The sequence below is a fragment of the Actinacidiphila cocklensis genome (assembly GCF_907177275.1).
Classification (GTDB): Bacteria; Actinomycetota; Actinomycetes; order Streptomycetales; family Streptomycetaceae; genus Actinacidiphila; species Actinacidiphila cocklensis.
In genome coordinates, this window is record NZ_CAJSLV010000045.1 from 26,948 (window position 1) to 40,494 (window position 13,547).

Below are 13,547 nucleotides of genomic sequence, written 5' to 3' on the forward strand. Positions count from 1 at the left end.
TTCGCCGTGCGCGCTAGAGTCGTCACTGTCAGTAGTTGAGCGATGCGGGGAGTGACGACAGTGGTGACGACGAAGACGGGCGGGGCGGGCAGGCCGGGCGTGTCCGGGACGGCAGGCACAACAGGCGTGGCTGGCAGGGCGCGCAGGGCGACCGAGGTGGCCGGCGCGCGCCGGACCCGCGCGGCCGGGCTGCGCGGTGCGGCTCCTGGCGGGCCGCGGACCCTCACCCTCAACCGGGCGCGCGAGGAACTGGGCCTGGAATTCCCGGATTTCGAGCTGGCCGTGCAGCTCGGCGAGATCGTGACGGTCGGTGGCGGCACGGATCGGCCGCGGGTGACCGAGGAGGAGATCGCCAGGCTGCGGGACACCGGGGGCGGGACGCAGGCCCTGCTGGCGAGGATCCGGCTGGTCAACACCACAGAAGGCGCCGAGTTCCTGGGGATCAGCCGTGATCGGCTGCTCCGGCTGACCAGAGCCGGCTGTGTCCGCCCGGTGCGCTGGTACGTGAACCGCTATCGCGCCCTGGTCTGGCTCTATCTGGCCTGCGAGCTGCGGGACTTCGCGGCGGACAGTCCCGCGCTACTGGCCGGGCGGCTGCCCGCGGCGGTGCGCGAGTCGGCAGACGGGGAGGACTGTCGGCCGCGCGGTTGGCGGTCCCGCCGGGTCGCCCAACTGGCGAGGGACGCGTGGGACCCCTGGGAGGAGGCCGCGGTGTGGGCCGCACTGCTCGGCCCGGAGATGACCGAGTCGGCGGTGCCCGATCCGTACGAGCGCTCGCGGCTGCGCGGGATCCACCAGGTGCTGCCGCCCGGCCGGCCCGGGCCGCTGGCGGACGCCGCGCTGATCGGGCGGCTCGCCACGGCCGACCATCCGGACGAGATCGCGCTGGGCCTGGTCGCGCTGGCCGACGCGCTGGGCCGGGCCAGGGACCGGGACCCGGTGCCGCGACCGGCCTCTGCGGCTCCCGCGGCACCGCCCGTGCGGGCGGCGCAGTCGGGGCCGGTGCCCGCACCGGTGGACCCGCCCGCCCACGTGTCCACGTCCGGCCCCGCGCTCTGGCTGGCCGAGGACCGGCCGCGGCGGAGTCTGCGCAGGCTGCTGCGGGGCCGCAGGCAGGTCACCGACGGGTGAGCCCCGTGCGGGGCGGCCGGGCGCACGGGGTGCCGAGCGGGCTCCTGCCCGGCGTCCTCACAGCTCGCCGACGCCGGTGAGCCTGATCACCGCCCGGCCCTCCTCGTCGGAGGCCGCCAGGTCCACCTCGGCCGAAATGCCCCAGCCGTGGTCGCCGTTGGGGTCGGCGAAGGTCTGGCGCACCCGCCACAGGCCGTGCTCCGGCTGCTCCTCGATCTGCAGCAGTTTCGGGCCGCGGGCGTCGGGGCCGGTGCCCAGGTCGTCGTACTCGTCCCAGTAGGCGTCCATCGCGTCCGCCCAGGTGTCGGCGTCCCAGCCGGACTCCGCGTCCAACTCGCCGAGCTGGTGGTACTTCTCCAGCGCCGCCAGCTCCACCCGGCGGAAGAGCGCGTTGCGCACCAGCACCCGGAAGGCGCGGGCGTTCGCGGTGACCGGCTTGACCTGGTCGGCGCGTTCCGCGGCCTCCTCCGCGCTCTCCTCCTCGGGGTTGGCCAACTGCTCCCACTCGTCCAGCAGGCTGGAGTCGACCTGCCGGACCAGCTCACCGAGCCAGGCGGTCAGATCCTGGAAGTCCTCGGACTTGAGGTCGTCGGGCACGGTGTGCTCCAGCGCCTTGTAGGCACCGGCCAGATAGCGCAGCACGATGCCCTCGGTCCTGGCCAGCTCGTAGTACGAGGTGAACTCGGAGAACGTCATGGCGCGCTCGTACATGTCGCGCACCACGGATTTGGGGGACAGCGGATGATCACCGACCCACGGGTGGCTCTTGCGGTACACGCCGTAGGCGTGCAGCAGGATCTCCTCCATCGGCTTGGGGTACGACACGTCCTGCAGGCGCTCCATGCGCTCCTCGTACTCGACGCCGTCGGCCTTCATCGCCGCCACCGCGTCGCCCCTGGCCTTGTTCTGCTGGGCGGCCAGGATCTGCCGCGGGTCGTCGAGCGTCGACTCCACGACGGACACCATGTCCAGGGCGTAGGAGGGGGAGTCGGGGTCGAGCAGTTCGAAGGAGGCCAGCGCGAAGGTCGAGAGCGGCTGGTTCAGCGCGAAGTCCTGCTGCAGGTCGACCGTCAGCCGGACGATCCTGCCTTCCGCGTCCGGCTCGGCGAGCCGCTCCACGACACCGCCGGCCAGCAGCGAGCGGTAGATGGCGATGGCCCGCCGGATGTGCCGCAGCTGCGCGCGGCGGTCCTCGTGGTTGTCCTCCAGCAGGCTGCGCATCGCGTCGAAGGCGTTGCCCGGGCGGGCGATCACCGACAGCAGCATTGCGTGGGTGACCCGGAAGCGCGACGTCAGCGGCTCCGGGTCGGAGCCGATGAGCTTCTCGAAGGTGGCCTGCGACCAGCCGACGAAGCCCTCGGGTGCCTTCTTGCGGACCACCTTGCGGCGCTTCTTCGGGTCGTCGCCGGCCTTCGCGAGCGCCTTCTCGTTCTCGATGACGTACTCGGGCGCCTGCGCCTCGACGAAGCCCGCGGTGTCGAAGCCGGCCCGCCCGGCGCGGCCGGCGATCTGGTGGAACTCCCGGGCGCGCAGCACGCGCACCCGCTGCCCGTCGTATTTGGTGAGCGCGGTGAAGAGCACCGTGCGGATCGGTACGTTGACGCCCACGCCGAGGGTGTCCGTCCCGCAGATCACCTTGAGCAGCCCGGCCTGCGCCAGCTTCTCCACCAGGCGGCGGTACTTGGGCAGCATCCCCGCGTGGTGCACACCGATGCCGTGCCGGACGTAGCGCGACAGATTGCGGCCGAAGGCCGTGGTGAAGCGGAAGTTGCCGATCAGGTCGGCGATCGCGTCCTTCTCCGCCCGGGTGCACATGTTGATGCTCATCAGCGCCTGCGCCCGCTCGACGGCCGCGGCCTGGGTGAAGTGCACGATGTAGACCGGCGACTGACGGGTCTCCAGCAGTTCGGTCAGCGTCTCGGTCAGCGGGGTGCTGCGGTACTCGTAGCTCAGCGGCACCGGACGGATCGCCGAGCGCACCACCGCGGTCTGCCGGCCGGTGCGGCGGGTCAGGTCCCCCTCGAAGCGGGAGACGTCACCGAGAGTGGCCGACATCAGCAGGAACTGCGCCTGCGGGAGTTCCAGCAGCGGGATCTGCCAGGCCCAGCCGCGGTCCGGCTCGGCGTAGAAGTGGAACTCGTCCATGACCACCTGGCCGACGTCGGCGTCCTTGCCGTCCCGCAGCGCGATCGAGGCCAGAACCTCGGCCGTGCAGCAGATCACCGGGGCGTCGGGGTTGACCGAGGCGTCACCGGTCAGCATCCCGACGTTCTCGGTGCCGAAGAGCTTGCAGAGGTCGAAGAACTTCTCCGAGACCAGCGCCTTGATCGGCGCGGTGTAGAAGGTGACCTCGTCGCGGGCCAGTGCCGCGAAGTGCGCACCCGCCGCGACCAGGCTCTTTCCGGAACCGGTCGGGGTGGAGAGGATCACGTTCGCACCCGAGACCACCTCGATCAGCGCCTCCTCCTGGGCAGGGTAGAGCGAGATGCCCTCCCCCTGCGCCCACGTCGAGAACGCTTCGAAGAGGGCGTCGGGGTCGGCATCGGACGGCAGCTGATCGATAAGGGTCACCCCACCATCTTGCCTGTCCCAGCCGTCACACGAGGAACCGGAGGCGGCGGCCGTGATCATCGGCGATAGGGTGTGCCGTCGACCACGCGTCAACTCCGCCTCCGGGCGGCACTTCTGGGGGACGGAGCAGCACCATGATGGGACCAGCGCACTCACTGTCCGGAGCGGCGGCCTGGCTGGGCGTCGGGGCGATCGCGGCGGGCCTCGGCCACCCGATGCCCTGGCCGACCGTGCTGGTGGGCGCGCTGATCTGCGCGGGTGCCGCACTCGCCCCCGACCTGGACCACCAGGCGGCGACGATCTCCCGGGCCTTCGGCCCGCTGTCCCGGGCGCTGTGCAAGATCGTGGACGGGCTGGCGCACGCCACCTACAAGGCGACCCGCAAGAAGGGCGACCCGCGGCGGGCCGGCGGCCACCGCACCCTGACCCACACCTGGCTGTGGGCGGTACTGGTCGGCGGCGGCTTCTCGGCGGCCGCGGTCTACGGGGGCCGCTGGGCGGTACTGGTCATCCTCTTCATCCACATGGTGCTCGCGGTGGAGGGCCTGCTGTGGCGGCAGGCCAGGATGTCGAGCGACGTACTGGTGTGGCTGCTCGGGGCGACCAGCGCCTGGATGCTCGCCGACGTGCTGGACGACCCGGGCAACGGCAAGGACTGGCTGTTCACGCAGCCGGGCCAGCACTACCTGTGGATCGGCCTGCCGATCGTGCTGGGTTCGCTGGTGCACTGCATCGGCGACGCGCTGACCGTGTCCGGCTGCCCGGTCCTGTGGCCGATACCGATCGGCCGCCGCCGCTGGTACCCGGTCGGCCCGCCGAAGTTCATGCGCTTCCGGGCCGGGAGCTGGGTGGAGATCAAGGTCCTCACCCCGGTCTTCTTCGTCGTCGGCGGCGGCTGCGCCCTTGGCGCCCTGGGCATCATCGGCTGACCGCCCGCCCGGCGCACCCGCCCGGTGGGCGGGCGGCCGGCGGCGGGTCAGCCGTGCCAGGACCGCCACAGGGCCGCGTAGGCCCCGTCGGCCTCCACCAGCTGGTGGTGGCTGCCCAGCTCGCTGATCCGGCCGTCCTCGACCACCGCGATCACGTCCGCGTCGTGGGCGGTGTGCAACCGGTGCGCGATGGCGACGACCGTACGGCCGTCCAGGACCCGGGACAGCGAGCGCTCCAGATGGCGGGCGGCCCGCGGGTCGAGCAGCGAGGTGGCCTCGTCGAGCACCAGGGTGTGCGGGTCGGCCAGCACCAGACGGGCCAGCGCGAGTTGCTGGGCCTGCGCGGGGGTGAGCACGGCGCCCCCGGAGCCGACCTCGGTGTCCAGGCCGTCGGACAGCGACCGCGCCCAGTCCTCGGCGTCCACCGCGCGCAGCGCCTCCCAGATGTCCTCGTCCACCGCGGCCGCCCTGGCGAGCTGCAGGTTGTCGCGGAGGGTGCCGACGAAGACGTGGTGCTCCTGGTTGACCAGCGCCACGTGCTCGCGGACCCGCTCGGCCGGCATCCTGGCCAGCTCGGCGCCGCCGAGGGTGACCTCGCCGCTGCGCGGTGCGTAGATCCCCGCCAGCAGCCGGCCGAGGGTGGACTTGCCCGCCCCGGACGGTCCGACCAGCGCCACCCGGGTGCCGGGCGGCACGCTGAGGCTGATGCCGTGCAGGACGTCGGCGCCCTTGCGGTAGCCGAAGCGCACCTCGTCGGCGGCGACCTCGCGGCCCTGCGGGGAGATCTCCTCGTCCCCGGCCGACTCCTCGACCTCGCGCACCCCGACCAGCCGGGCCAGCGAGACCTGGGCGACCTGCAGCTCGTCGTACCAGCGCAGGATGAGGTTGACCGGGTCCACCAGCATCTGGGCGTAGAGCGCACCGGTGGTCAGTTCGCCCGCCGACACCCACCCGTTCAGGGCGAAGGCACCGCCGATCATCAGCACCGCGGTGAGGATCAGCGTGTGGGTGGCGTTGATCACCGGGAAAAGGACGGTGCGCAGCCACATCGTGTAGCGCTCCCACGCCACCCACTGGCCGATCCGCTGCCGCGACAGCTCCTCCCGGCGGCCGCCCAGGCCGTGCGCCTCGATGGTGCGGCCGGCGTCGACGGACTCGGCGAGCACCGCGGCGACCGCCGCGTATCCGGCGGCCTCGGAGCGGTAGGCCTGCGGGGCGCGGCGGAAGTACCAGCGCACACCCACCAGCAGTACCGGCAGGGCGACCAGCACGGACAGCGCGAGCGGCGGCGAGGTCACGGCGAGGGCGCCCAGCAGCAGTCCCGCCCAGACCACGGCGATGGCCAGTTCGGGCACCGCCTCGCGCATCGCGTTGGCCAGCCGGTCGATGTCGGTGGTGATCCGGGAGAGCAGGTCGCCGGTGCCCGCGCGCTCCAGGACGCCCGGCGGCAGCGACACCGACCGCACCAGGAAGTCCTCCCGCAGGTCGGCCAGCATCAGCTCGCCGAGGATCGCGCCCCGCAGCCTGACCAGCCGGACGAAATACGCCTGCACTGCCAGCGCGGTCAGGAAGAAGGCCACTGTCCGGCCCAGGTGGACGTCGTCCCGCCTGCCGTCGGACATGTCCTGCACCAGCCCGCCGAGCAGGTAGGGACCCACCATCGAGGCCAGCACGGCCACCGTGTTGACGCCCACCAGCAGGGCGAAGTCACCGCGGTGCCGCCTGGCCAGCTCGCGGACGTAGGCGCGCACCGTCGCGGGCGAGCCCACCGGCAGGGTGTTGCTCTGCTGCGGCGCGGCCGGGTCGTACTCCGGCGGTCGCACGCCGATCATGCGGTTTCCTCCATCGTTGCGGTGGCGCCCGGGGCGCCGAGGGGCGCGGGGACCGGCCCGGCGGCGGGGTCGGGCTCCCTGGTGACGACAGCGCGGTAGCGCGGGTCGGTGCGCAGCAGGTCGAGGTGGCTGCCCGCGGCCGTCGCAGTGCCCTCGTCGACGAAGACCACCCGGTCGGCCCGGTCGAGCACCAGCGGGCTGGAGGTGAGGACGACGGTCGTGCGGCCGGCCCTGACCGCGCCGAGGGCGCGGGCGACACGGGCCTCGGTGTGGGCGTCGACCGCCGACGTCGGCTCGTCGAGCACCAGCACCTCGGGGTCGGCGACCAGCGAGCGGGCCAGCGCGAGACGCTGCCGCTGCCCGCCGGACAGCGAGCGGCCGCGCTCGGTGATCCGGGCGCGCATGGGATCGGCAGCTTCCGCGGACTTCCCCGGGTCGGCCAGCGACTGGGCCAGCGCGTCCAGCACGTCGCCGCACTGGGCCGCGGCCAGCGCCTCGCCGGGCGTGACGCGGCCCGTCGACGGCACTGCGAGCAGTTCGGCCAGCGTGCCCGACAGCAGCACCGGGTCCTTGTCCTGGACCAGCACCGCGGTCCTGACCGCGGCCAGCGGCAGTGCGTCGAGCCGGTGGCCGCCGAGCGTCGCCGAGGGCTCGTCGCCGGTGCCGGAGGGGCTGTGGCCGCCCAGCCGGTCCGCCAGCCGCCCCGCCGCGTCCGGGTCGCCGCACACCACGGCGGTCAGCTGACCGGGCACGGCGCGCAGCCCGGTCAGCGGGTCGTGCAGCTCACCGGTCAGCTCGGGCAGGTCGGCGGCGTCCGCGGCGCCGTCCGCCGCCGGCGGCACACCGTCGTCCTGGCTGCGGCGCAGCGCCAGCACACGGGCCGCGCGCTTGGCCGAGGGCCGCGAGAAGGACCAGGCCATGGCGATCTCCTCGAAGTTCCGCAGCGGCATCATCAGGAAGGCCACCGAGCCGTAGACGGTGACCAGTTCGCCCACCGAGATCCGCCCGTCCAGCGCGAGCCTGGCGCCGTACCAGGCGACGGCCACCAGCAGCAGGCCGGGCAGCAGCACCTGGACCGCGCTGATCAGCGCCCACATCCGGGCGCTGTGCACCGCCGCGGTCCGCACCTGCTGCGAGGCGCGGCGGTAGCGGTCGAGGAAGAGGTCCTCGCCGCCGATGCCGCGCAGCACCCGCAGTCCCGCGACCGTGTCGGAGGCCAGCTCCGTGGCCTTGCCGGCCTTCTCCCGCTGGAGGTCGGCCCGCCGGGTCGCCGCGGGCAGCAGCGGCAGCACCGCGAGGGCGAGCACCGGCACGGAGGCGGCGACCACCACGCCCAGCTCGGGCTGGTAGACCAGCAGGGCGACGGCCACTCCGACGGTGGCGAGCAGCGCAGAGGTGAAGCGGGCCAGCGCCTCGACGAACCAGCCGATCTTCTCGACGTCGCCGGTGCTGACGGCCACCACCTCGCCCGCCGCCACCCGCCGGGTGAGTACCGCGCCCAGCTCGACGGTCTTGCCCGCGAGGAGCTGCTGCACGCGGGCCGCGGCGCTGATCCAGTTGGTCACCGCCGTGCGGTGCAGCATCGTGTCGCCGAGCGCGGTGAGCAGCCCGAGCAGCAGCATCAGGGCGCCGGCCAGCGCCAGGTGCTTGCCTGAGCCGTCCACCACGGCCTGTACGGCCAGGCCCACCGCGGCGGGGAAGGAGGCGACCGCGGCCATGTGCAGGAGGCCCCAGGCGGCGGCGAGCACCTGGCCGCGCCACTGCCGGATCTCCAGCCAGAGCAGCAGGCGCAGGCCCGATCTGGCGTCGGGCACACCGGGGTCGGACAGCGGAAGGTCGCGTAGGGACGTCATGGTGTCCTGGGGTCGGAGCGGTCGACTGGGGAGCGGAAGGACCTGCCGGACGGAATGGGAGAAACTGCGCCAAGTGCAGTCCTGAACCGTGCAACCCTCGCGAATTCGACGGCGCCCGGTCAACCCGTTTTTCCACCGCCGCCCGACTCGACGGCAACAACTTGCAGTAAGGCGACGAAAGTTCTTCCGTCAACGTCTTGACGTGTACGCACCGGCGGCGGGAAGCTCCTGGGCGGAACCCGAGGGACCGGTGTTCCGGTCACTCCCCCCACCCGGCGGCCAGGCGCGTGGCTGCCTTCGCAGGGGCACCGCTGTGCCCGCTCTCCGAAGGAGCCGCCCATGAGATCCCGTGCCCTGAACGGCCTGCTGGCCGCCGCCGTCGCGGCGGCAGGACTGTTCGCCGCCTCCGTCCCGCAGGCGCAGGCGACCCCGCCAGGCAGCAAGGACGTCACGGCGACGCTCTTCCAGTGGCGCTACGACTCGGTCGCCAAGGCGTGCACCGACCAGCTCGGCCCGGCCGGCTACGGCTACGTCGAGGTCTCGCCCGCCACCGAGAACATCCAGGGCGACCAGTGGTGGACCTCCTACCAGCCGGTCAGCTACAAGCTGCAGAACCGGCTGGGCAACGAGTCGTCGTTCGCCGGCATGGTGAGCACCTGCCACGCCGCCGGCGTGAAGGTCGTCGCCGACGCGGTCATCAACCACATGTCGGCAGGCTCGGGGACCGGCACCGGCGGCACCGTCTACAGCAAGTACAACTACCCCGGCTACTACCAGGACCAGGACTTCCACACCTGCCGGACGAACATCACCAACTACCAGGACCGCTCCAACGTCCAGAACTGCGAGCTGGTCGGCCTCGCCGACCTCGACACCGGCAGCGACTACGTGCGCAGCACCATCGCGGGCTACCTGAACCACCTGCTCTCGCTGGGCGTGGACGGCTTCCGCGTCGACGCCGCCAAGCACATGGCGGAGACCGACCTCGCGGCGATCAAGTCCAAGCTCAGCAACCCGAACGTCTACTGGGCGCAGGAGGCGATCTACGGCGCAGGCGAGGCCGTGCAGCCCGGCGAGTACGTCAACACCGGCGACGTGGACGCCTTCCAGGGCGCCTTCGACCTCAAGCGGATCTTCAGCGGGCAGCAGCTGGCCTCGCTGAAGACCTGGGGCGCGTCCTGGGGCGCCGGCTACGTCTCCAGCGACAAGGCCAGGACCTTCGTCGACAACTGGGACACCGAGCGCAACGGCTCGACGCTGAGCTACAAGGACAACGCCACCTACACCCTGGCCAACGTCTACCTGCTGGCCTGGCCCTACGGCTCGCCGAACGTCTACTCCGGCTACGAGTTCTCCAGCAACGACGCCGGCCCGCCCAACGGCGGCACCGTCAACGCCTGCTACAGCGACGGCTGGAAGTGCCAGCACGCCTGGCCGCAGATCTCCGGCATGGTCGGCTTCCGCAACGCCGTCGCCGGCACCGCGGTCACCAACTGGTGGGACAATGGCAACAACGCCATCGCCTTCGGCCGCGGCAGCAAGGGCTTCGTCGCGATCAACCACGAGGGCGGCGCGCTCACCCAGACCTTCACCACCTCGCTGCCCGCCGGCACCTACTGCGACGTGCAGCACGGCGGCGCCACCTACTCCGTCGGCTCAGACGGCAGGTTCACCGCCACCATCGGGGCGAACGACGCGGTCGCCCTCTACGCCGGCGGGCCGTGCGGCTCCACCGGCGGCACCACCGGCGGCACGACCGGCGGCGGCACCACCGACCCCGCGGCGGGCGCGTCCTTCGCGGTGAACGCCAGCACGGTCTTCGGCCAGAACATCTACGTCGTCGGTGACAACGCCACCCTGGGCAACTGGAGCACCGGCAGCGCCCTGTTGCTGTCCTCGGCGAGCTACCCGGTGTGGAAGCTGGACGTCACCATGGCCGCCGGCACCGCCTTCCAGTACAAGTACATCCGGAAGGACGGCAGCGGAAACGTGACCTGGGAGTCCGGCGCCAACCGGACGGCCACCGTCCCGGCGAGCGGCAAGGTCGTACTGAACGACACCTGGCGGAACTGACCGCCGGGGCGCTCACCGCACCGCCGATTCACCCCTCTGTGGCAGGACCCGGCACACTGTGGTCTTCCACTGATCTTGACCACAGAGGGGACCCCCACCCATGAAGGGCTTCCGCACCTTCCTGCTGCGCGGCAACGTCGTCGAACTCGCGGTCGGTATCGTCATCGGCGCCGCCTTCACCGCCCTGGTGAACGGCTTCGTCAAGGCGTTCCTGACCCCGATCGTCGGCCTGGTCAGCGGCGCCACCGGTGACTTCAGCGCCAGGACCTTCCACGCCTCGGGTGTCACCTTCCCGTACGGCATATTCATCGACGCGACGATCAGCTTCGTGATCGTCGCGGCGGTGATCTACTTCCTGGTCGTGATGCCGATGAACCGGATGCAGGAGAAGTTCTTCCCGAAGGCCACCGGCGCCCCGATGCGCGAGTGCCCGGAGTGCCTGACCGCGATCCCGGCGGCGGCCAAGCGGTGCAGCGCCTGCACGGCGCCCATAGCGCCGACCACCGTGGTCCCGCAGGGCGGCCCCGCCGACAAGTAACCGCCGCCGGTCAGCGGCAGGCGACAGGGCCGGTCCCGGGGCACAGAGCCCCTGGCCCGGCCCTTCCTTCTGCGGTACGGCCGGACGCCTCAGCAGCGGCGCGGCTCCGCCGCCTCGTCCCGGTCGAGCGCGGCGAGCAGGTCGGTCAGTGCCGCCCGGCTGCCCTCGTCCAGCGGCGCCAGGATCTCCGCGGCCGCGGTCCGTCTGGCGTGCCGCAGATCGGCCAGCGCCCGGCGGCCCCCGTCGCGCAGCTCGATCCTGATCACCCGGCGGTTGTGCGGATCGGGCACCCGGCGCAGCAGCTCCTGCTCCTCCAGCGCGTCCACCAGCGTCGTCACCGCCCGCGGCACCACCTCGAGGCGCTGGGCCAGATCGGCCATCCGCGGCGGCTCCTCGCAGTGCGCCAGGGTACGCAGCAGCCGGGCCTGCGCCGGCGTGATGCCCAGCGGTTCGAGCAGCCGGCGCTGGGCGCGGTGGAGCCGCCGGCTCAGCCGTATCAGCTGATCGGCGAGCCGGCCGGTGACCTCGTCAGCAGGCCCGTCCGTAGGACCGTTCGCAGGTGCTTCCGCGCGTGTTTCCGCGGAGGCGGCGGCCGGAGCGTGCTCGATGGTGCGGGTGTCCATGGAATACAGCGTAGCAGGAGGTAGTTCATTGTGAGCATAGGTAACAATGACCTACACTCTCCGTCGAGAGTCACGTACACCTGACCGTGCCGCCCCGTGCCGCCCCGTGCCGTCCTGTCCCGAGGAGTCCTTTGCGCCCCGAAAACGATCTCGCGTCCCGGTGGTCCCCACCGAAGAAGAAACCCACGGAACCCACCGACGTCCGCCGCATCATGCGGCTCTTCCGCCCCTACCGCGGCCGGCTGGCCGTCGTGGGCGTCCTGGTGGCCCTGTCCTCGCTGGTCTCCGTCGCCTCGCCGTTCCTGCTGCGGGCCATCCTGGACACCGCGATCCCGCAGGGCCGCACCGGCCTGCTGAGCGTGCTCGCGCTCGGCATGATCGCCACCGCCGTCGCCACCGGCGTCTTCGGCGTCCTGCAGACCCTGATCTCCACCACCGTCGGCCAGCGCGTCATGCACGACCTGCGGACCTCCGTCTACGAGCGCCTGCAGCGCATGTCGCTGGCCTTCTTCACCCGCACCCGCACCGGTGAGGTGCAGTCCAGGATCGCCAACGACATCGGCGGCATGCAGGCCACCGTCACCTCCACCGCGACCTCGCTGGTCTCCAACGCCACCGCCGTGATCGCCTCGGTCGTGGCGATGGCGGCGCTGGACTGGCGGCTGACCATCGTCTCCCTGCTGCTGCTTCCGGTGTTCGTCTGGATCGCCAGGCGGGTCGGCCGCGAGCGCAAGAAGATCGCCACCGAGCGCCAGAAGCAGATGGCGTCGATGTCCGCGATCGTCACCGAGTCGCTGTCGGTCAGCGGCATCCTGCTCGGCCGCACCATGGGCCGCGCCGACTCGCTCACCCGTGACTTCTCCACCGAGTCCGAGCGCCTGGTCGACCTCGAAGTGCGCTCCAACATGCAGGGCCGCTGGCGGATGGCCGTCATCGGCATCGTGATGTCCGCGATGCCCGCGCTGCTTTACTGGGCCGCAGGGCTGACCACGGGCCACGGCGGCTCCGCCATCTCCATCGGCACCCTGGTCGCCTTCGTATCGCTCCAGCAGGGCCTCTTCCGGCCCACCGTCTCGCTGCTCGCCACCGGCGTGCAGGTGCAGACCTCGCTGGCGCTCTTCCAGCGCATCTTCGAGTACCTCGACCTGCCACTGGACATCACCGAGCGGCCCGGCGCGCAGAGCCTGGGGACCGTACGCGGCGACGTCGCCTTCGAGGGCGTGGACTTCGCCTACGAGCCCGAGTCCGGCGCCCCGACGCTGAGCGGCGTCGACGTCGCGGTGCCCGCAGGCGGCAGCCTGGCCGTCGTCGGCGCGACCGGTTCCGGCAAGAGCACGCTGAGCTACCTGGTGCCGCGGCTGTACGACGTGACCGCGGGCCGGGTCACCATCGACGGCACCGACGTGCGCGACCTGACCTTCGACACGCTGGCCGCGGCCGTCGGCGTGGTCTCCCAGGAGACCTACCTCTTCCACGCCTCGGTCGCGGAGAACCTGCGCTTCGCCAAGCCGGACGCGACCGACGAGGAGATCCACGCCGCCGCCCGGGCCGCCCAGATCCACGACCACATCACCGGCCTGCCCGACGGGTACGACACGCTGGTCGGTGAGCGCGGCTACCGCTTCTCCGGCGGCGAGAAGCAGCGGCTGGCCATCGCCCGCACGATCCTGCGCAACCCGCCGGTGCTCATCCTCGACGAGGCCACCAGTGCCCTGGACACCAGGACCGAGCAGGCCGTCCAGGACGCCATCGACACCCTGTCGGCCGGGCGCACCACCATCACCATCGCCCACCGGCTGTCCACCATCCGCGACGCCGACCAGATCGTGGTCCTCGACGCGGGGCGGATCATCGAACGCGGTACCCACGACGAACTCCTCGCCGCGGGCGGCCGCTACGCGGCCCTGGTGCGGCGGGACACGCAACTGGCCACCAGCGCGCCGTGATCCGGGCGTCCGGGCCTTGCGGCCCGTAGGTTACCGGAGAGTAGGGTGTGG

The 13,547-nt window shown here is 72.1% G+C and carries 9 protein-coding genes; 5 read left to right on the top strand and 4 right to left on the bottom strand.

What is annotated here, in order from left to right; all coding sequences use genetic code 11:
* The first annotated feature begins 126 nt into the window (after positions 1-126).
* The gene (locus NFU81_RS08685; RefSeq protein WP_251486970.1) at positions 127-1,131 is read left to right on the top strand and encodes a DUF6397 family protein; all 1,005 of its coding nucleotides are present in this window, start codon (positions 127-129) and stop codon (positions 1,129-1,131) included.
* A gap of 57 nt (positions 1,132-1,188) precedes the next feature.
* On the opposite strand, the gene NFU81_RS08690 is transcribed toward NFU81_RS08685, so the two are convergent.
* Positions 1,189-3,702, bottom strand: a complete 2,514-nt coding sequence (locus NFU81_RS08690) for a DEAD/DEAH box helicase (protein ID WP_251486973.1) — start codon at positions 3,700-3,702, stop codon at positions 1,189-1,191.
* A gap of 134 nt (positions 3,703-3,836) precedes the next feature.
* Between NFU81_RS08690 and NFU81_RS08695 the strand changes: the two genes are divergently transcribed.
* Positions 3,837-4,631, top strand: a complete 795-nt coding sequence (locus tag NFU81_RS08695) for a metal-dependent hydrolase (protein ID WP_251486975.1) — start codon at positions 3,837-3,839, stop codon at positions 4,629-4,631.
* Between the two features lie 47 nt (positions 4,632-4,678).
* Here the strand turns inward: NFU81_RS08695 and NFU81_RS08700 are convergent, their stop codons facing one another.
* On the bottom strand, positions 4,679-6,463 hold the full coding sequence (locus NFU81_RS08700; protein ID WP_251486978.1) for an ABC transporter ATP-binding protein: 1,785 nt from the start codon (positions 6,461-6,463) through the stop codon (positions 4,679-4,681).
* Positions 6,460-8,316 carry an ABC transporter transmembrane domain-containing protein gene (locus NFU81_RS08705; protein ID WP_251486980.1) on the bottom strand — a complete coding sequence of 619 codons (1,857 nt, stop codon included), beginning with the start codon at positions 8,314-8,316 and terminating at the stop codon, positions 6,460-6,462. The genes NFU81_RS08700 and NFU81_RS08705 overlap by 4 nt, the downstream gene beginning before the upstream one ends.
* Before the next feature lie 339 nt (positions 8,317-8,655).
* Here NFU81_RS08705 and NFU81_RS08710 point away from each other — a divergent pair, with 339 nt between their 5' ends.
* Together NFU81_RS08710 and mscL are read left to right on the top strand one after the other, a co-directional pair.
* On the top strand, positions 8,656-10,389 hold the full coding sequence (locus tag NFU81_RS08710; RefSeq protein WP_251486982.1) for a carbohydrate-binding module family 20 domain-containing protein: 1,734 nt from the start codon (positions 8,656-8,658) through the stop codon (positions 10,387-10,389).
* A gap of 100 nt (positions 10,390-10,489) precedes the next feature.
* Positions 10,490-10,927, top strand: a complete 438-nt coding sequence (gene mscL / locus NFU81_RS08715) for a large conductance mechanosensitive channel protein MscL (protein ID WP_251486983.1) — start codon at positions 10,490-10,492, stop codon at positions 10,925-10,927.
* Between the two features lie 89 nt (positions 10,928-11,016).
* Here mscL and NFU81_RS08720 read toward each other — a convergent pair whose 3' ends face one another.
* Positions 11,017-11,550 (bottom strand): MarR family winged helix-turn-helix transcriptional regulator, encoded by a 534-nt coding sequence (locus tag NFU81_RS08720; protein WP_251486984.1) that lies wholly within the window; start codon positions 11,548-11,550, stop codon positions 11,017-11,019.
* Positions 11,551-11,762: 212 nt separating this feature from the next.
* On the opposite strand from NFU81_RS08720, the gene NFU81_RS08725 reads away from it, so the two are divergent.
* Entirely contained in the window at positions 11,763-13,496 is a 1,734-nt protein-coding gene (locus NFU81_RS08725; RefSeq protein ID WP_251486986.1) for an ABC transporter ATP-binding protein, read from the top strand.
* The last annotated feature ends 51 nt before the right edge of the window (positions 13,497-13,547 follow it).